Origin of the sequence: Roseobacter sp., assembly GCF_045106495.1 — a bacterium.
Taxonomy (GTDB): Bacteria; Pseudomonadota; Alphaproteobacteria; order Rhodobacterales; family Rhodobacteraceae; genus Roseobacter.
Genome location: NZ_JBGCEQ010000003.1, coordinates 517,858 through 537,480 on the forward strand (window position 1 = coordinate 517,858; position 19,623 = coordinate 537,480).

The 19,623-nt window shown below is 55.2% G+C and carries 16 protein-coding genes; 12 read left to right on the forward strand and 4 right to left on the reverse strand.

Features of this window, described 5'->3' with window-relative positions; genetic code table 11:
• The first annotated feature begins 251 nt into the window (after positions 1–251).
• Positions 252–1,934, forward strand: a complete 1,683-nt coding sequence (locus AB8B75_RS04395) for a methyl-accepting chemotaxis protein (protein WP_405360130.1) — start codon at positions 252–254, stop codon at positions 1,932–1,934.
• Positions 1,935–2,689: 755 nt separating this feature from the next.
• On the opposite strand, the gene AB8B75_RS04400 is transcribed toward AB8B75_RS04395, so the two are convergent.
• From AB8B75_RS04400 to AB8B75_RS04415, 4 genes are all read right to left on the reverse strand, one after another.
• Positions 2,690–4,918 (reverse strand): EAL domain-containing protein, encoded by a 2,229-nt coding sequence (locus AB8B75_RS04400; RefSeq protein WP_405360131.1) that lies wholly within the window; start codon positions 4,916–4,918, stop codon positions 2,690–2,692.
• Positions 4,919–5,418: 500 nt separating this feature from the next.
• Positions 5,419–7,092 carry an AMP-binding protein gene (locus AB8B75_RS04405; RefSeq protein ID WP_405360133.1) on the reverse strand — a complete coding sequence of 558 codons (1,674 nt, stop codon included), beginning with the start codon at positions 7,090–7,092 and terminating at the stop codon, positions 5,419–5,421.
• On the reverse strand, positions 7,089–7,460 hold the full coding sequence (locus tag AB8B75_RS04410) for a hypothetical protein (RefSeq protein ID WP_405360135.1): 372 nt from the start codon (positions 7,458–7,460) through the stop codon (positions 7,089–7,091). The genes AB8B75_RS04405 and AB8B75_RS04410 overlap by 4 nt, the downstream gene beginning before the upstream one ends.
• Positions 7,457–8,626: a thiolase family protein gene (locus AB8B75_RS04415; RefSeq protein ID WP_405360136.1), complete on the reverse strand. Its 1,170-nt coding sequence runs from the start codon at positions 8,624–8,626 to the stop codon at positions 7,457–7,459. Before AB8B75_RS04415 ends, AB8B75_RS04410 begins: the two co-directional genes overlap by 4 nt.
• Before the next feature lie 82 nt (positions 8,627–8,708).
• Here AB8B75_RS04415 and AB8B75_RS04420 point away from each other — a divergent pair, with 82 nt between their 5' ends.
• The 11 genes from AB8B75_RS04420 (at position 8,709) to AB8B75_RS04470 (ending at position 19,620) form a co-directional block, all read left to right on the forward strand.
• Positions 8,709–9,860, forward strand: coding sequence for a hypothetical protein (locus AB8B75_RS04420; RefSeq protein WP_405360137.1), 1,152 nt, complete (start codon positions 8,709–8,711; stop codon positions 9,858–9,860).
• 65 nt (positions 9,861–9,925) lie between these two features.
• Complete coding sequence (locus AB8B75_RS04425; protein ID WP_405360139.1) at positions 9,926–10,771, forward strand: sugar phosphate isomerase/epimerase family protein; 846 nt, start codon at positions 9,926–9,928, stop codon at positions 10,769–10,771.
• Entirely contained in the window at positions 10,761–11,300 is a 540-nt protein-coding gene (locus tag AB8B75_RS04430; protein WP_405360140.1) for a DAK2 domain-containing protein, read from the forward strand. The genes AB8B75_RS04425 and AB8B75_RS04430 overlap by 11 nt, the downstream gene beginning before the upstream one ends.
• Positions 11,297–12,316, forward strand: coding sequence for a dihydroxyacetone kinase subunit DhaK (locus AB8B75_RS04435; protein ID WP_405360141.1), 1,020 nt, complete (start codon positions 11,297–11,299; stop codon positions 12,314–12,316). Before AB8B75_RS04430 ends, AB8B75_RS04435 begins: the two co-directional genes overlap by 4 nt.
• Positions 12,313–13,209: a tagatose 1,6-diphosphate aldolase gene (locus AB8B75_RS04440; protein ID WP_405360142.1), complete on the forward strand. Its 897-nt coding sequence runs from the start codon at positions 12,313–12,315 to the stop codon at positions 13,207–13,209. The genes AB8B75_RS04435 and AB8B75_RS04440 overlap by 4 nt, the downstream gene beginning before the upstream one ends.
• Positions 13,206–13,934, forward strand: coding sequence for a GntR family transcriptional regulator (locus AB8B75_RS04445; protein ID WP_405360143.1), 729 nt, complete (start codon positions 13,206–13,208; stop codon positions 13,932–13,934). The genes AB8B75_RS04440 and AB8B75_RS04445 overlap by 4 nt, the downstream gene beginning before the upstream one ends.
• A gap of 19 nt (positions 13,935–13,953) precedes the next feature.
• Positions 13,954–15,378 carry an L-fucose/L-arabinose isomerase family protein gene (locus tag AB8B75_RS04450; RefSeq protein WP_405360144.1) on the forward strand — a complete coding sequence of 475 codons (1,425 nt, stop codon included), beginning with the start codon at positions 13,954–13,956 and terminating at the stop codon, positions 15,376–15,378.
• Positions 15,375–16,430, forward strand: a complete 1,056-nt coding sequence (locus AB8B75_RS04455) for an ABC transporter ATP-binding protein (RefSeq protein WP_405360145.1) — start codon at positions 15,375–15,377, stop codon at positions 16,428–16,430. The genes AB8B75_RS04450 and AB8B75_RS04455 overlap by 4 nt, the downstream gene beginning before the upstream one ends.
• 30 nt (positions 16,431–16,460) lie before the next feature.
• A complete protein-coding gene (locus AB8B75_RS04460) occupies positions 16,461–17,804 on the forward strand; it encodes an ABC transporter substrate-binding protein (protein WP_405360146.1) in 1,344 nt (447 codons plus the stop codon).
• A gap of 50 nt (positions 17,805–17,854) precedes the next feature.
• Positions 17,855–18,757: an ABC transporter permease gene (locus AB8B75_RS04465; RefSeq protein WP_405360147.1), complete on the forward strand. Its 903-nt coding sequence runs from the start codon at positions 17,855–17,857 to the stop codon at positions 18,755–18,757.
• Positions 18,757–19,620: an ABC transporter permease gene (locus AB8B75_RS04470; RefSeq protein ID WP_405360148.1), complete on the forward strand. Its 864-nt coding sequence runs from the start codon at positions 18,757–18,759 to the stop codon at positions 19,618–19,620. Before AB8B75_RS04465 ends, AB8B75_RS04470 begins: the two co-directional genes overlap by 1 nt.
• The last annotated feature ends 3 nt before the right edge of the window (positions 19,621–19,623 follow it).

Sequence of the window (19,623 nt, forward strand, 5' to 3'; positions counted from 1 at the left end):
GTCCAGACGCAGCCGACTTGTATCTTGTTCTCGAAACGCCCTTCGCAAAAAATGGACCGCTTGAACCATCAAGCTTTGGCGCTCGTGCAGTTGGGCCGGTCAATGGACTCTTGGCTCGCCTGATATATGCCCCTGTATCGGCGCATGTACGTTTGCAAGCTGCGGGTCATGTCATGCTACCCGCGGGGCCGATAGCGGCTCTCTGCGGTATCCAAGTTAATCCACAACAACGATTCACTAGGAGCTAAGCAATGCTCAGCAAGGTACTTTCTTCCCCAATCAATACGATCTTTGCGATTGCAAGTTTGCTGTTCCCCTGTGCTGCAATAACAGCGGCTTTGATAGGCGGGAACGCAATAACAACCGGCCTAGCTTCTTTCAGTTTTCTCGCCTTAGGGGCTGCGATGGCGATCAAACAGCCAACACTTGCACCGGTCGGTGCATCAGTTGCACTGATCGGCCAGGCAATTGCCATGACTGCGGCATTCCAGGGTCACCCGTGGCAAATTGACAGCCATATGTTGTTTTTCGCGTTACTCGCATGCTTGGTCAGTTTGCGCAGCGTACCGGCTCTGTTGGTCGGAACAGCAATCATCGCAATTCATCACCTTTCTCTTTCTTTTTTGATGCCAGCCTTGATTTACCCTTCAGGCGGTTTTGCGCAAAACGCAACCCGCACGGTTTTCCATGCAGTGGTCGTTTTAATGGAGACGGGCGCACTCGTTTTGACCGTTTTACAATTGAAACGGTTGGACCAGCAAATGGAGAGTAAAGCCGTCGATTTGGAGGTGAGTCTAAAGGCTTCGGATGAAGCGCGGAGGCTTGCACAATCATCACAAAGTGATGCCGAAAAATACAATGATGACGCAATGCTTGCAAAAAGCCAGGCGGAGGATTTGCTTGCTCAGTTCCAAGAGGCTGAGAAAGTGAGGCAAGCCGCGGAGGCTGAGCGGATTAGGTTAGAAAAAGATCATGATGTACGCGAGAAGGCAAAAGCACGTGATCAGGCGACGGTAGTCGAAACACTGCGCGTCGCGCTATTGCGTCTTGAGGCGGGAGATTTGACCGTACGAATCGAAGATGTACTTCCTGTCGACTACAAAGAGCTCAAGGACGTCTTTAATTCAACGCTTAAGACCCTGGAAGAAATGGTTTCGGAAGTTGCCAGTCGGTCAGAACAAATGGATGCCGAAGTCGCGGAGATTTCGTCGGCAACCAGTGATCTTGCTAGTCGGACAGAAAGGCAAGCAGCAACTCTCCGCGAGACTTCTGAAGAGCTTGAAGATTTGACACGGACCGTCCAAAATACCGTGCAAAACATGGACGAAGTAAACTCATCTGCGAAGGGCGCCCAATCGAGCGCGCAAAGTAGTCGTGGTATTGTCTCCGAAGCCTCCAAGGCAATGAACGCAATACAAACTGAAGCCGAGGAAATTTCAAAGATTGTGGAAGTGATCGACGGGATTTCTTTTCAAACCAATCTCTTGGCTCTTAACGCTGGCGTTGAAGCTGCGCGGGCGGGAGAAGCAGGACGCGGGTTCGCAGTGGTTGCCTCTGAAGTACGTAGTCTTGCGCTGCGATCGTCTGATAGTGCGACGAACATCAGATCGTTGATCGATAGATCTGGACAAGAAGTGACTGTAGGTTCGCAAAAAATTTCGGAAACAGTCTCTGCTTTGCAAAGTGTTTTGGAAGCAGTTTTGGAGATTACCTCGCAGATTGAACTGATTGCCGAAAACACGCATGCGCAAAGTACAGGCATTTCGACTTTGAACGCATCAGTTGCGGAACTGGATGCGACAACTCAGCAAAATGCTGCAATGTTTGAAGAAACGAGTGCAGCGTGCGCAAACCTGTCGCAAGGCGCTCGTAAGTTACGGGAACTGACGCGTCGTTTTCAAGTTTCATGCGACGTTGATCGTAAAATTGCTTGACGGCAGTTGGCTCTGTCTTTTTGAGTTCTCTGGTATCTGCGATAACCCAAGATTTTTGGAGTTTTCAATAATTTCATGGCCTTGTGTATTTGTTTCGTACTCCTGTGTTGGGAGGATCGCTCTTTCTAAGAGAGACTTTGGCTGGTCTTTTTTCATTTACAGGCTCCAGGAGTAGCTAGACGAGAAACAACTGCGATGCACCTACAACTGTTGGAAAATAGGTGCATCCGAGCTTTCATATTCAGTCGCGCGCGGTTAGTCTTGGGTCAGCGCTTACAATCGTAACAACACTCCAATGGCGACTTGTTGGCGGGTCTGCAAAGAATGGAACCTGCATGAGCGCCAATGTAGGGCGACCCCAACGATTTTTGTCGAAAATCGGATGCACTACGACACTTTGAGTACATAGATCAGAACGATTAACGACCCGGATGGAGCCTGATGACTAACTCAAGCTGGAGCGTGTCTTTGAGAACAACCGTTAAGTCTATGGCAAAGGACAATTCTGGAAACAGATGCACAAATTGGGCATCTGAATTGCGTGACGCGACATGAAAATTAACCCCCTTTGCCGTCAAACATTTGCGCATACGGGCAGGCTTGGCATTGATACAAAAACGGAGAGCCGCCACACAGAACAATTGGGCGTATCCCGCTGCAACACGAGCCAACTCAGATCGCGAGACTACCTCGCTTTCTTGAACAAAGGAGGAAAAATTCAAGCCCAAGGCGGCAAAAGGTTGGGTATCACAATGCTAAGGAACTGCACCAATTGAGCTAAGTACTCTTTTACGGGGTTCAGTTAACATTCTGCAAACGTCATTGGGTTGCAAAGGTTTACAAAAGGCAAGTCCTTGCGCCATCTCGACGCCAACCCGTCGCAACGTATTTTCCTCGGGCGGTTGTTCAACATCTTGGGCCACAACTTTTGCCCCCATTAACTCCGCAAGCGATTTAACGGTGCGTATTTTTATCTGGCTATTTTTACTTTGGTCGCATCGCTTGACTAAAGATTGATGGATTTTCACAAAGTCATATGGGTAGGAGCCAAGAGAATTCAAAGACGAAGAACCGGCACCAAAGTCAATCGCAATACTAATCCCCAGCGATCGCAGTTTTTCTAGGTTTTCGCGCACGGCACCGTTTTCTAGCAAAACTTCGGACTCCGTCACCTCAAGCCAAAGGCGATGTGCTGGAAACTGTAGGTAGGAAACAACATCTGCTACTCCCGATGCGAAATTTGCAATCCGTAGATCTGATGGCTGCATGTTAACGGAAACAAAATATCGGCTTTGCCACTTCTTTGCCTCAGTTATCGCGTTGAGCAGCGAATAATTGAATAGTTTAGCCGCTGAGCCTTTCGTTTGAGCAATGCTAACGATCTTCTCGTGGGCAACCTCTAGATACATAGGGTGTGACCACCGCAAGAGCGCCTCCGCTCCCAACACTGCACCCGTTTTTAAATCCACAATAGGTTCGAAGAGGAGCGCCAATTGGCCGCTGTCAATTGCAGCGCTGAGATCTTGGGTCAAAACATGATCGCGTTGACCTGCCTGGCCAAATTTTTCATCATATACTGTGGCTCGGCCTTTTCCTTTTGACTTCGCATTGTACAAAGCGCGGTCGGCTTCCAGTTCGAGGGCTTGTATGTTTGCAACGCTAGAACTTGCCTTGCTGACACCGACGCAACATGAAACTGGGATTTCCAAGCCACTACACTTTATGCTTCCGCTGATTTTCTTGACCAATCCAAAGGCCCAATCTTCAGTGACCATTTGATCCGCAGACGAAACCAGAGCGACAAATTCGTCTCCGCCTTTGCGGGCAACAAGACTGCTTTCTGGAAGTTGCTCTTCAAGCCGGGCTCCAATTGTTTTGATCAACCGGTCTCCAACGGCGTGCCCAAAACTATCATTGATCTTCTTGAGATTGTCTGCATCAAGAAAAACAAACAGAACCTCCGCATTTTGATCTCTGAGCGCTCCAATCTGTGCCTCTGCTTGTTTGGTGAACTCGCGGTAGTTCAAAAGGCCCGTCATTGTGTCTCTAGTGGCCAAATCGTAAACTTTTTCGATCGCTTGAAATTCGCGTGAAACGTCTTTCAAGTAGCCGTGATAGGATAACTGATCTGCGTCGCCACCCACTTCACCTCGACCTGCTACTTTCAAAAACCGGCCATTTTTGATCCGCAGAATCATCTCGAAATCGGTGTCTGCCGGATGCGTTAGTGTTTTCATCGCGGAATAGGAGGCGACGCTTTTGGCGTCGTGCCCAACAGCCTTTGCAGTGCGAAGTAACTCAATCAGGTTTTCGCAGGTGATTTCAGCACGTTCAAGGCCGATCACCTGGAGCAGAGAGGCCGGAACTTCGGTCAGGTTGAGGTGTCGATCGCTTCGCCAAAGGTATTGCCCACCTTTGCCCTGATAAGTGTCGAGAAGCAGATTGACCATATCGCGTTGACGCTCTGCTTTTAGCCTGCCGATCAGCGCGGAAAGAAACATCACAGTGTGTCGCTTGGTTGAAAATGTGATAATAAGAGCGAAAGACCAGATCACCAAACTAAATGGCAAAATAGGCAATGCGCCAGTGACGACAATAGTCACAAAGGCAATGCAGGAGAGAACGGACACGTAAACGAATCCCGCCAAGGGAACCGGATAAAGTGCCAATGCGCCACCTCCGATCATACCCGCTGTGAGAGCGCTAATAAACGCGACCTCAAGCAAATTGCCGCCTGGAATCAAGAACAGCAAAGGAAAACACCAAAGTAAGGCAATGATAAAAGAAGAAAAAGTAATTTTCCCAGGCGCGCGAACGCTTGCTACGGGCCTTTCAGGCGACATTTTAAATTTTCTAGCGCTTGCGATCCCGGCAAGAGCAAATGCTGTGACGACCATGGCCCAAACGAGCGTCATAGCATCAAGTTTTCCAACAAAGTTTTCTAGCGCGACCAGGGCCAAAGCGTTGCAAATGTTGGCAGCCATCATTGGTTGCGATGTTGCCATAACCGCTGACAATTGTGCTTTGCGAACAAATCCTTTGCGGTCTTTGACAAGATCGGCCGCCGCGGGCGCATTATGCATCCACAAGAGGCGGTCGGTTAATTGGTCAGAATAGTGCCCAAGTTGTTCGAAAACGGCCATACCTGCCCCACTTGATTACAACTCCCGGAATTAATATTGCGTTAAACTTCCTTTACAAATGGTTAACGCGCCTGATTTGAACCATGCAGTTCACCAGAATTTGCCAGGCTACATTTGGATTTCTGGCGCGAAAACCATAAGCAAATTCAGGACACAGAAGACACGAACAAGGCCGCTTTGTTCGAGTCAATTTGGTTCTGGTCAAGTGGCGTTCTTTTGTTGCTGCGTTCACGCGACCACGTTCATGGCCGTCCTGATCGGGATAATTCTGCATACCATTGGACTTCGAGTTTCAACGTATTGACGCGGCATCAATTCTGAATGCATGATACTCGATTGATCTAATCATCTACAATCTCCTGCGCCTTGGCTACTTCGGCTTCACGCAGAACTCTGCGGTTGATCTTGCCGGACGATGTCAGCTCGAAGTTCTCGACGAAGGCCACCTCGCGCGGGGATTTGTACCCAGCAAGGCGGATTTTGACATGTTCCTGCAAGTTCTTCGCTAGTGTCTCATCGCCGATCACGCCAGACCGGGTTTTGACGATTGCTTTGACGATATGGCCGCGATCCGGGTCAGGTTTGGCGATCACGGCAACTTCGGCAACAGCAGGATGCGCGAGCAAGCATTCCTCCACTTCGGCTGGGCCAATGCGAAAACCTGAAGACTTGATCAAGTCATCAGAGCGGCCCTTGTACCAGAAATAACCATCTTCATCCCGTACCGCGAGGTCATGAGTGCGCCAATATGGGCCCAGTTTCATGTCAGCGGTTTTTTCGGGGCTTTTGAAATAGCCCAGAAAGCGGGTAGGAGACGCATGCGGTGTGGCGACTTCGCCGGGTTCGCCATCGGCGACCTGCTGCCCGTCACCATCCACGAGAAGAACCTCATGCCCCGGATAGGCGCGTCCCATGGAGCCTGGCCGCCGTGGGAACAAGGCCGCACAATTGCCGATTAGGTGGTTGACTTCGGTCATGCCGTAAAACTCGTTACAGGTAACGCGCAACCTGTCTTCGGCCCAACTGAGGGTTTCTGCCGCCAGTGCTTCGCCCCCGGTGCAAATAACGCGCAAAGATAGATCATGATCGCGGTGTGGATCAGGATGCTCCGCCAACCGTTTGATTGCAGTCGGGGCCAGAAAGCTATGGGTCACTTTGTGACGGCTCATGAAGGCATAGGCGTAATCTGCCGTAAACCGCTCCAATGACGTGGCGACCGGGCGGCCAGCCATCCAGGCGGGAAAGAGCATATCGAGCAATCCCCCGACCCAGGCCCAGTCAGACGGCGACCAAAAAACTGCGTCTTTGTCATTCAAAGCCAGGTTGAAAAAAAGATTGATCGATGGGGTGTAGGCGGCAAGCACTCTATGCCCGTGCATGATCCCTTTTGGCTTGCCGGTCGAACCTGACGTGTACATCAGCAAGGCGGGATCATCAGCGCTGCCAAAATCTGGCACAAAAACGGCAGGCGATTTTTCCATGGCTGCTCCGAGATCCAGATCGTTCGGCCCCGGGTCTCGAACCAGGATATGGTTGAGGTAGGGAAAGGTCTCTGAGCGCAAGGGTTCCCATGCGTCGCGGCTTGTTAGAATGACACGTGCCTCACAGTCGTTTAGCGCATGGGCCAGCGTGTCAGGTCCATAAAGCTGCGAAAGTGTGACAGCGATACCGCCGATCTTGGCGATGGCCATGTGGGCAATGCCGGTGTCGGGATGTTGTCCGGTGTGCAGCGCCACAGGATCGCCTTTGCCATAACCCAAAAGTCGAAGCTCTGCCGCTAGACTAGTGGCGGCGGCGTCCACCTCGGCAAAGCTCATGACCGCAACAGAACCGTCAGGTGCTTCATAAATCATCGCGGGTTTGTCGCGATCGTCGGGGCCCAGAAATCGACCAACGGTCGCCGAGTAGATGTTGTAATCGTCCGGCCATGTGATCTCATACGCGCCCGATCGGGTCTGTGTCAGGTGAAGCTCCGACAACGCCTTTGAATCCAAGGGATTCAGATATTCGCTCATGGTGTCGGCTCCGTCGCAAGGGATAGAACAGGGGGATCACAAATGCTTGCCACGATCAAAACGCGGGTCGCGTCAGCGGGCAAACCTTCTGTCTTGGCGATAGCGGCTCCGCTGGCACCATCGAATTGAACCATTGCTGCGTCGCCATCTGTGCCGTTAGTACGGAACAAGATCGTCGCGTGACCATTTAGGGTGCGCCAGCCAGTTGTGGGCAAACGGCAGATCGGACAGGAACGCATAGGCGGGAAAAAAGCATCTTCACAAGTAGGACAGGTTGAGGCGACGGCTTGACCGCTACGCAGCCCCTCCAACCAGGGTGCCAGCCACCCGCTGCCAATATTATAGTCAAGATCAACGCGCTTTTTCATGCGCTATCTCCTGCTTGGAGAATCGTCACCGCACAGCTAGTGCCGACACCGCCGTGCGTATCCGCGAGCGCGTGTCCCAGAACCCGATCCGGCTGCAAGCCTTGGTGATAGCGCCCCTCAAGCATCAAGGCGCAAGAGGCGGTTTGACCCACGCCCGTTGCGCCGACGGGTGCGCCTTGGCCCAATAGCCCTCCCGACAGATTAAGAGGGCAGCGGCCGGTTGGTGCAAAGTCACCGTTGCGCAGGGCCGTTACGGGATCTTCCGCCAGTCCAAGGGCGGCGACTGCTTGCAATTCTGCCCCGGCGTAGGCGTCATAGACTTCGGCCAAAGAAATGTCAGCTGGATCAATTGTAGCCATGGTCATGGCTTGTTGCGCCGCCGTTGTCTTGGCGGTGAACTGACCAGGGTTAGCGCGATGCCCGAGTCCAGGGAGATCCGACGCAGCACCTATGCCTGAAATCCGCGGCGCTAACTTTCGGCGTGCGCGTGGTGCAGCATCAGGTGCGGACAAGATCAGCGCGGCGGCTCCGTCACTCAGGGGCGAGCAATGCAGTCGGCAATAGGGGGATGCAACGACCGGAGCGTTTGCGAATTCGGCTTCATCATGTTGCCGTGGCAGATGTGCGTTGGGGTTGGACAGGGCATTGGTGCGATTCTTTTTGGTGACGGCGTTCAGATCCGTGTCGGTACCGCCACGTGTCATGGTGAAAGCCTGCCATGACAGGGCATAAAGAGATGTGGCGGTTACGCCGGACAACCCTTCGGTCCAGAAATCAAATGAATAGCTGTACAACTCCCGCATGCTGTCACCGGGCAGTGCACTTGCCGACGGGTCCGCGCCAATGACGGCGACATGGCGCGCGCGCGCGGATAATATGCGCTCGACACCTGCGTGAACGGCCAGTTGCCCTGAGGCGCCTCCGCCTTCGACGCGCAATGTCTGAGCGCCACAAAGGCCGAGGTCCTGCGCAAGCACCGACGCAGGGTTTAGCTGAAGTGTGAAGAAATCGCTTTCGGACGCAAAAATCAGTGCGTCGATGTCGCCACGTTCGATCTCGGCCATGTCTAAGGCGGCGTTAAAGGCCTGTGCAGCCCAATCCCGAAACCCAGACCCGTCGCGCCGTCTGTTAAATTGCGTTTGAGCCGCGCCGATAACAAGGACCAAGGATGCCTCCTATCTCTGCCCAGAGATTGACTCAGTTAATTTGTTCCTACAAGTCTGTAATAGCATATGCAGGATTGCCGTCATGGCTCGTAAAGCGCGCAGGCTCCATTTTGCGCTGACCACCTTGGGATGTTTTGGCGGCGGAAGCCTCTATGGCTGGTCAGGACTGCTGCCTGCGGTGCGCGCCACTTTCGACGTGAGCAATGCCACTGCTTCCATGGTATTTTCTTTGGCACTGATCAGTTTCACGTCTGGTGTGCTGCTGGGGCCGATGTTGTTTGCCTTGGTGCCGTCGCGCTTTCGATTGTCAGCAATTGCGGGATGCGCCGCGATCAGCTTGGGCCTAACCGGGTCAAGTCAAGGATTTAACGGTTTTGTGTTGAGCTATGGGATCTTGTTCGGGTTTGTTTCCGGCGTGCTGTACAACCACGCCATCTCGCAGGCGGCTGCCAGCGAAGATGCCAACCTTCTTGTTCCCGTGAACGTGGCGGCTTTTGGACTTGGTGGTGCGGTTTTTGGACCGATCCATGTTTGGTTGGCGGCATCAGGATGGTCTATTTGGGCGACCTTGCCTGCATTGGTTTGTTTGGGGGCAGTGTGCATTCTTGCGATGTTCGTCAGCCCCAACACTGACGCTCGCGCCACCGCGCGCCTGCAATCCGCGCGAATGATCAAACCCAACCGGACACTTGTAGCGCTTTGGATTGTTTTTGCTGCCGGGTCCTGTTCCGGCCTTATTGTTTTGGGCTTTGCGGCGCAAATTCTGCCACAAACGGCTGGGGGCACAGGCGTTGCGAGCCTGGCGATCTTTCTGGCTGCGCTGGGCAATACGCTGGGACGACTTACCTCGGCCGCGACAACCAGCATGTTTGGGGCAGCATCTGGTATCGCTGGGGCGCTGGCTCTTTCAATGATGGCGCTTGCCAGCCTGATCTTTGCCACCGCGCCGTTTGTGGTGGTCATGCTCTTGTTTTTTGTGGCCTTTGCCTACGGTCAGCTTGCCGCGACCACACCGCTTCTGGTGAGATTGAAGGTGCGCGACGCCGAGTTTCCTGCATCATTCGGTCTCGTCTTCACGGGTTGGGGTGTCGCCGGTCTTGTTGGTCCCTGGACGGCGGGTTGGTTGCTTGATGTATCGGGTACATTGCAGTTTGCCTTGATAGGCTGCATCGCTCTGTCATTTCTCAGCCTCTGCATGGTCTTGCCTTTTACCAGGCGCACGCGTGCCAAATAGCTTGGTTGACATGTCCAATTTGTCATTACTAATATGACCTATCGCGAACCGGGGGGAGTTGAGCGATGAAGTTCGGAATTCACGCAGGGCTCTGGATGAAGTCCTGGACAGACGATCCGGCACCGATCTTGAAAACAGCGGCCGACATCGGGTTCGATGGTGTGGAGCTTTCGCTTCTGGGGGTCGGTTTGGACCGGGCGGATGACATTCGCGCGCAGGCTGAGGACTGTGGTTTGGCGTTGACCTGTTCGACCGGGCTTGGACCAGACGCAGACCCAACATCTCAAGACCCCGACGTGCGGGATAATGCGATTGCGGTGCTGACTGAAGCCATCGAAGTGACCGCGCGGTTGGGCTCAAATGGCCTTGCTGGCGTGGTAGCTGCGCCCTGGGGCGTTTTCGACCCGGCCAATAAATCTGCTCGCGCCGCGCGATCCGCCGAAACACTTTCGCGGCTCGATGGTGTGCTCGCAGATGCCAATGTGACGCTGGGCATCGAAGCTCTGAACCGGTTTGAGAGCGATCTGACGTCGACTGCAGCTGAGGCTTGTGCAATTGCGCGGGCATGTGGTTCGAAGCATATTGGCGTGCTGCTCGACAGTTTCCACATGAATATCGAAGAGAAAGACCCACCCGCAGCCTTGCGTGCGGCAGGCGATACGCTGGTTCACTACCACGTGTCCGATAACGACCGCGGACAGCCCGGTTCTGGCCGTTATGATTTCCCCGCCGATGCGCGTGCGCTTGCGGATATCGAATACGATAGCTGGGTAGTAGCAGAGATGTTCGTGATGGCAGGCCATCCGTCGAGCCGTGATCTCAACATCTGGCGCGATATCGAACCTGATCCGACCGTTGCGGCAACAGAAACGCTGGTCTACCTCAAAGAGGTTTTCGGAAATGTCGGCTGAGCCATTCTTTATCGCTCTCAAGGCCCGCTTTGCCGCGGAAGCGGACCGGCTCAATGCGCTGGATGCGGCGATTGGTGACGGGGATCATGGTGCAACCATGTTGCGCGGTTTGACCAAAGCTGTCGCGGCCGAGAAAAGCAAACGCGCCAAGGCTTTTATGCGCGCCTCCGGCGGCGCGTCGGGAACATTGTTTGGGTTGATCCTACTGGAGATCGAGGCGCACCTGGAAACGGGCGCGCCCTTGCACGCAGGCTTGTCGAAAACCTGCGAAAGGATATGTGATCTGGGCGAGGTGGCAAAGGGCGACAAAAGCCTGGTAGATGCCTTGAACCCGGCCATTGCAGCGCTGGAGGCTGGCGACATGCACGCGGCAATTCAGGCCGCAAAAGATGGACGCGACAGCACCAAAGACCTCCGCGCACGCAGAGGCCGCGCTCAATATGTCGAGAACGGTGGGCGTGGCCATCTGGACCCGGGGGCGGTGTCAGTGGTGTTCTTTCTGGAGACCCTGAACGAGGTCTCGCAATGAAGAAGCTCTTTAACAGTGCCGAAACGATGGTTGATGACATGCTGGACGGCTTCGTCAGTGCGTTCCCGCAGGTAGAACGCGGCGTCAGTGATCCACGCGTGATAAAACGTGCTCAAAACGTCAAGAACCCCGATGAAAAGGTTACCCTGCTGATCGGAAACGGGTCGGGTCACGAACCGATTGCCATGGGTTTCGTTGGTCAAGGTGTGCTGGATGCCAATATCGTTGGTGACGTCTTTGCAGCGCCTTCGGCAGACCTGATCCTGGACGGGTTGGTCGAGATGACCGGACAGGCGGGCTCTATCCTGCTGATTTCGCAGCATTCCGGCGACATAATCAACGGTCGCGCGGCCACGATGATGGCTCAGGACCTTGGCTTAAAAACCGTCCCGCTGCCGATGTATGACGACATCTCTGCCGCCCCGCCCGAGCGCAAACAGGACCGGCGCGGCGCACCAGGGACCATGTTCATCTACAAGATTTTGGGCGCCGCCGCGGAGGAAGGTTGGTCTTTGGAAGACCTGATCGCTTTGGGTGAAGCCGTGCGCGATCGGCTGGTCACATTGGCCGCTGCTGTGTCTCCGCCGATCTCTCCTCTCACAGGGCAAGAAATGTTCAGCCTGCCGCCGGATGAAATTTTTCTGGGAATGGGCGTGCATGGTGAACCTGGCGTGGGGCGCACCAAGGTTGGCCCCGTGCGCAACCTCGTGGAACAGATAGTTGAAAAACTTTTGGCGGATCGTCCAATGGCGGAAGACAGCCGCGCCTGCGTCATTATCAACGGCATGGGTGGCACCACCTTGATGGAACAACTGACGATCTGGGAAGAAACCCGCGAGGCGCTTTTGGCACGCGGTGTTACAGCCATCGCCCCGATGATCGGCAGCTACGTCACAACACAGGAAATGGGTGGGTTTTCGATCTCTCTGCTGGAGCCCACGGATGACATGCTGTCTTTCTGGGGTGCTCCGTCGGACACGCCGTTCTTTCCGCGCATTCATTTGGAGGCCCCATGACTTTGCTGGATGGACCTGTTTTCGGGGTTGCCGTAGATCAAGGCAGCGGTTTGGCAGCGGCATTGCGCGAAGGTCGTGGTTCACATGCGCGCGACGATGATCTTTTCACATTCAAGCGGATCGTGGTGGAAACACTAAGTCCCGACGCGTCGACCGTTTTGGTTGACGCGGCACTCGGGCGCGAGCTTTTGCCCGCCTATCATCCCTCTTGCGTCAAAATGCTGGCCTATGAGGCGGATGTATATCACATCGCAGATGAGGACAGGATCACCAAGCTTCCCGAAAACCTCGACATTGCTGATTATCCCGACATTGATGTGCCTGTATTGAAATTCTTCCTCTACTACGGTCCAAATGATCCGGAAGCGCTCAATCAGCGCAAGGCAGATCTTGTCGCAAAGATCGGGTCAGAGTGCAGGGCGCGGGGAGTGACCTTCCTGTTTGAACCCATTGTTTATGACCGCGCGATACCGGACGGGACGTCGGCGGAATATGCACTGGCCAAACCCGCGCTCGTGCGCGCTGCAACGCAGAGGTTTGCCTCGCCCGATTTCAACATTGATGTCCTGAAAGTCGAAATCCCTGTGAGCCTGCCGCACATCAATACCACCATGTCCGAGGCACAGGCCCGAACCGCATTCCAGGATGCGGCAGAAGCGGCGGGGGACATCCCGCTTCTTTACCTTAGTGCCGGTGTGACGTTCGAGCAATTCCGCGACGCATTGCGCATGTCCCGCGATGCCGGTGTGAACGCCTGCGGCTTCATGTGTGGACGCGCGATCTGGAGCGACGCAATCGGCATTTTTGGTGCGGAAGGCCCGGCAGCAATGGCGCGCTGGATGGAAAGTACGGGGCGCGACCGGCTTGCGCAATTGAAGGATGCGATCACGTGAGCGCAGCACCGAAATATCAGGTTGTCCATGACAAGATCTTGCATCGATTGCACAGCGGGCAGTATGCAATTGGCATGCGTCTCCCAACCGAAGGCGAGCTGTCACGTGCCTTTGAAGTCAGCCGTGTCACTGTACGCAAAGCGCTGGAAATGCTGGTACGCGCTGGCTTTCTGACCTCCCGTCAGGGCAGCGGGTACAGCGTGGCCACCCTGTCGCCTCCTGCCTCCACATGTCTCGTCAGTTTCACCGACAAGGTATTGTTTGAGGGGCGTGTGCCGGGCGCACAGCTCTTGCGCATCGAGACCCCGACGCAGGACTTGCCTGCCGCCGTCGCGGCGTATTTCGACGAACCTTTGGTTCTTGTCGAACGTCGCCGCACGGTGGATGGCGCGCCGCGGATGCTGACCCAAACCTGGATACCGCAATGCCTTGTGCCAAACATCAGCGCCACGCACTTTCCGGAAACGGGTCAGAACCAGTCGATCTTGCGCATCTTGCGTCAAGCATTCGAACTAGATTGGACCAGCGCGTGCGAGACGCTCGACAGCCTGCTGGCGACTGCCAGGGTTGCTGAGATGCTGGATGTGCCGAGGGGTACGCCGATCTTGTCGCAGGCTTGCACGGCCTTCGATACCGCAGGAAAGCCTGTGTTTTTCGACCAGGTTTACCGCCAGGGACCGATCAGTTTCGACCTTGCGGGACCTGCCCCGCGCCAGATCGCATGACTTGCAAAAGGAGCCGGATATGCCGCTGACCATTGGTTTGATCAACGCGTCGCTGCCAAGCTACTTTCCAGACAAGCATGGTGTGTTCAAGGCCTGCCAAACCTGGCTGGAAGAGCTTGCCGCAACCCATGGCGCTTGCGTCGTCGTGGCCGACCTTGTTCCGATGAACGGGGCTGAAGCGCGCACGGCTGTCGCGGATGTGCAGGCGAAAGGTGCCGATTTTCTGCTGCTTCTGCATGGCGGTTTTACCATGGGCGACGTGGCGCGGGAAATTGCCCGGACGCCGTTGCCGATGGGGGTTTGGGCCACGCCTGAGCCAAACTTGGTGGACGACATCCAGCTCAATAACTTCGTGTCTCTCAATATGTCGATGTCGATCGCACGCGGTGTGCGCGACCTCTCTGGACATCCCATTCAGTGGTACCTGGGTGCGCCCGGCGAAGCCGCATTGGCCGAACGTATGGGGCAAACAATCCGGGCTCTCACTGCCAAGAAGGATCTGAACGGTGCAAAGATCGGTGTGATCGGTGGGTTGGCCATGACCTTTTACAATATGGAAGTCGCCACGGACAAGCTGATGCAACATCTCGGCGTGTGGTGCGAGCACATCGACATACACCACATGACCGACTTGATGGCAGTACAATCCGAGGCTGATGTCGCCGCAGAATTGGTCAAGATGGGCGAGGCGGCGGCGGTGCGTGGGGTCTCGGAGGCACAGATGGCGCTGACCGCGCGTGCGGCACTTGCCCTGCGCGCGATTGCGAAAAACGGCGGCTATGATGCGTTGACGGTTTCGGATTGGCCCGCACTGCAGGAAAACCCCGGCATGCATCCCGGCGCCGCCTTTAGCTGGCTGGAGGAGAACGACGGCCTCCCTGTGGCGTCAGAGGGTGATATCCTGGGGGCGGTTACGCAGTTGGTCGCAAAATCGCTGAGCGGAAGGGTTGGTTGCCTTCTAGACATGACCTCGCCTGATTTTTCCTGCGACCAGATCCTGATGTGGCATGGCGGCGGCGGTCCATTGTATATGGCCAAGGACAACGTGGCGTGGATCAATCACCCGATGATCGGGCGCGGGACAGAAAGCGGGCCGATCTATGGGGCCATTGCGGATTTCGAGTTTGCGCATGGCGATTACACCATCCTAAGGGTCTCGCGCGATGGCACTGCGCATTTTGCTGTAGAAGGCACAGTTGCCACAGGCCCAGCCTCCGGATTCACCGGATGCCGTGGTTGGGTCGGCGGGTTTTCTGGCATCGGCGGCCCGTGTTCCGCGCAGGACATCGTAACTTCGGTGATGGAGCACGGCTTGGAGCATCATTTTATCCTTCTTCCCGGGCGCCACCGCGCCGTCTTCGACGAGTTTGCTGCATGGAGCGGGTCAAAAGCACTCCAGGTTATTAAGGCACATGATGGGCTACCAAGCGGGGGCGCAGTTTGACCGCCGTTCAGCTTAAAGGTGTTCGCAAGGATTTTGGCAGTTTCACCGCCATCTCGAATGTCGATCTCGAGATTGAGTCCGGTGAATTGGTGGCACTTCTCGGGCCGTCAGGGTGCGGCAAGACCACGACGCTACGGATGATCGCAGGACTTGAAGTGCCTTCTGCCGGTCAGATTTGTTTTGATGGTCAGGATGTATCCGAAGTTACGGTGCAAAAACGCAATGTGGGCATGGTTTTTCAGCGCTACGCGTTGTTCCCGCATATGACGGTTGAAAAAAACGTGATGTTTGGCCTCAGGGTTCGGGGCACCGACAAGGCAGAAACCGAAGCGCGTTTGGAAGAAATGCTCGATGTGGTGCAGCTGCGCCAGTTTCGTCACCGATTTCCCGCGCAACTGTCCGGCGGGCAGATGCAACGTGTCGCAATTGCCCGCACGTTGATCACCAAACCGTCGGTCCTGATGATGGACGAACCACTGGCCAATCTGGATACCAAGCTGCGCGGCGAGATGCGGCGCTTTATTCGAGATTTGCAGCAAAGACTGGGAATCACGACCATTTTTGTGACCCACGATCAGATCGAGGCCATGGAGCTTGCTGACAGAGTGGCGGTGATTTTTGACGGCGATCTGGCGCAATATGATGCGCCGGATGCTTTGTACAAACATCCCAACAGCATCGAGATCGCTGATTTCATGGGCGCGACAAATGTGTTTGAGGCCAAAATCTTGGGCGCTGGCTCGACGCCACAGGCCGAAGCATCCTTTGGCACGCTAAGCTTCGATGCGCGTGCTACCGACGGACCGGGCCACGTCATGTTGCGCGCTGAGGCGATCGATTTGCACCTCGCCGCACCAAATTCCGGTCAGAATGTTATCTCGGGTACGGTCACGGCGCGTGATTTCTTTGGGGCCAATATCACCTATTCTGTCGCATGCGGCGGCGAGACCATCCAGGTGACCGAGCAATCTCGGCGCATGGTCGACATCGGCCAGGACGTCTGGTTGACGATCGCGCCAGATCGCATCTGGATCATCCAAAACACTCGATAACGAAAAACGACCAAATCAGAGGAGGAAACTATGAAAAAGACACTGCTAAGCCTGTCACTCATCGGCAGCCTGATGGCCAGCGTAAGTTTCGCACAGGACGCCACCGCCTTCCGCGACGGCTTCATTGCGGGCGACATCAGCTGGGAAGACGTGCAAGCCCGCGCCAAGGAAGAAGGCGAGGTGAACCTCTATTACTGGGGCGGCAGCGACAAGATCAACATCTGGATGGACAGCGTTGCGGTCCCGGGGCTGGCTGCCGAAGGCGTCACACTCAACCCGGTCAGGATCACAGGTACCAAGGATGCCGTTGATCTTGTGTTGGCCGAAAAGGGCTCGGGAAAAGGTCTGGGCGAAGGAAGTGTCGATGCGATCTGGGTCAATGGTGAAAACTTTGCCACGCTCAAACGGCAGGACGCTCTTATGGGCGCTTTTGCCGACAAGCTGCCCAATAGCGCCAACATCGAATGGAACCCTGACGATCCACGGGCGTTGTTGAACTTGCGTGATTTCGGGGTCGAGACCAATGCATCCGAAATGCCGTGGTCAGGGCAGCAATACGTTTGTGCAGTCAACACGACGCGCGTGCCCTCCGGAGACGCCCCGGGCACGTTTGCGGAGCTGATGACCTATCTGGAGGCCAACCCGGGCAAGTTCACTTATGTGAAGCCGCCCCACTTCATCGGCAATACCTTTGTTCAAGCGACGATTTATGCGCATAATCCCGATGGTAATGGCGCGGTGCCGTTTCAGGCTTCCATCGAGGAACTGGGTGCGGCGGAATTGGCGCGGTTGATCACACCGGGCATGGAGTATCTCAAAGAACTGGAGCCAAAACTGCTGGGGGCGGCCGGTGGCAATGCGCGATATCCCGAAGACCCAAAGGCGCTGGATGGTCTGTTTCTGAACGGCGAAATCGACTTTTCCTGCCAGTTTGGCCTCTACGGTGTTGCCACTGGTTTGCGCGATGGCACCTATCCGGAAGGGGCAGAGCAATTCATCTTCCCCGAAGGCAACATGATCAAGAACAAGAACTATCTCGTGATCCCCGGCAATGCGCCAAATCCTGCGGCTGCCATGGTGATGGCCAACTATATGGCTTCGGTCGATGCGCAGGCCACCAAGCTGGAAATCGCTGGCATGCCTCCGGGGATTGATCCTTGGCGGCTCAGCGAAGCGGATGTCACCAAGCTGACAGAAGCCTCGCCCGGATTTGTTGGGGTCACACAGGCGGAACTGGACGCCAATACTGCGCCAGATACAAATGCCACATTGGTGGATGTGATCGAGGCGACCTGGCTGGAATACATCGAGCGCGACAGCACCGAGAGTATCGCGGCCATTGTCGAAACGGCCGTGGCAAACCTCAACAAATAAGTGCAACGGGGCTCGGGCCGGTGGCCGGAGCCCCAACCAAGGGAGCGCATGTGTCCGAGACCAAGGAACTTGCCCGCCACAAACGCGAACGCGTCTTGATGTGGCTGCAATTGCTACCGGTGATGGCGGTGCTAACTGTGCTCTTTGGCGGCGCGCTGGTGCTCGGGGTCGCGCAATCGCTGGGATTTGCGCCATGGTTCGGTGTAAATACCTTTCCTGATTTTTCCTATTTTGGCGCGCTATGGGGTGATGTCTTTTTCTGGAAATCGCTCGGCCTGACACTCTACTACGCAATTGCCGCCACTTTCATATCGCTGGTATTGGGCATCTTGTTGGCGCTGGCGCTGGTGCGCAGCTTTCCGTCCAAAACCCTGTACAAATACCTGTACAAACTACCCCTGATGATCCCTTACACCGTAGGTATCGCGCTCGCCGTCATCATGCTGGGCAATGGCGGCATGCTGTCACGCCTGATGGCCTTTACGGGTTTTATTGACGATCCCAGTCAGTTCCCACAGATTCTGAAAACGCATATGGGCTGGGGCATTATCGCAGTATATGTCTGGAAACAAACACCTTTTGTTGCGTTGACCCTCTATGCGGTCCTGCTGGGCGTTGGTCGCGAAACCGAAGAGGCCGCGGCCATTCTGGGGGCCAACAAGAGGCAGATATTCTTTCAGGTGACACTGCCGCAGATCCTGCCGGGCATCATCTCTTCCACTCTGATCATTTTTGCCTTCAACATCGGCGCTTTCGAGGCGCCTTTTATTCTCGGTGGCGGCTTCCCGGATACGCTGCCTGTTGTCGCGTGGCGCTACTTCAATGACGCAGACTACACACTTCAGTTGCAGGGGATGGCGACGGTTGTTTCTATCGCTTTGGTCGCAGGTGTGATCCTATACAGCTACCTTGCCCTTTACCGCCGCTACGAGCGCCGGATCGGGAGAAACTGATGACCCGCAAATCCGCCTCTATTGCGTTGAACGAGCGCCTGTCACCCTACCAGAAATTTTACCTGTTATTGATCGCGGGTTTCATTCTGGGTCCCTTCATCCCGCTCATTATCCAGAGCTTCGCATTTCGCTGGGCCTGGCCCGACCTGCTGCCCGGCACCTGGTGGCTGGAGCAACGCGAGAAATCGATCCTGCCTCTGGCCTGGGACTATGTAATCTCATCTTACAGCCAGGTTTGGGAAGCAACCCTGAACACCGTTTTCATCGGTTGCGTTGTTACTGTGATCTGCCTGATCATCTGCTTGCCCGCAGCGCGCGTACTGGCGCGTGAAAGATTCCCCGGCAAGCCCGCGTTCGAGTTTTTCCTATCCATGCCGCTCATTGTGCCAGAGGCGGCCATCGGCATCGCACTATTGATGATTTTCATTCAAATCGGGCTGGCAGGCACATATATCGGCATCATTATCGTACATCTTATCCCGACCATTCCCTACATGATCCGCATGTTGACGGCAGTCTATCAGGGGCTGGGACGCGATTTTGAAGAACAGGCGATGATCCTGGGCGCGAACCGCTGGCAAGTCCTGCGCCTGGTAACGCTGCCCATGCTGTTACCCGGTGTGGTGGCGGGGGCGCTATTCACATTTTTGGTTTCTACCAACATCTTCCTGCTCACTTTCTTCATGGGGCAGGGCAAGATCGTAACGCTGCCAACGTTGCTCTTTTCCAAGATCTCGGGCGGTACGCTCGATGCCTCCGCAGCCGGGATCACGCTGGTGGTGACGGTGCCGGGGATCATCCTGTTGCTCATCACCGAACGTTTCATCAAGGAAGAGGCCTTTGGCAAAGGCTTTGGCAATTAGAGA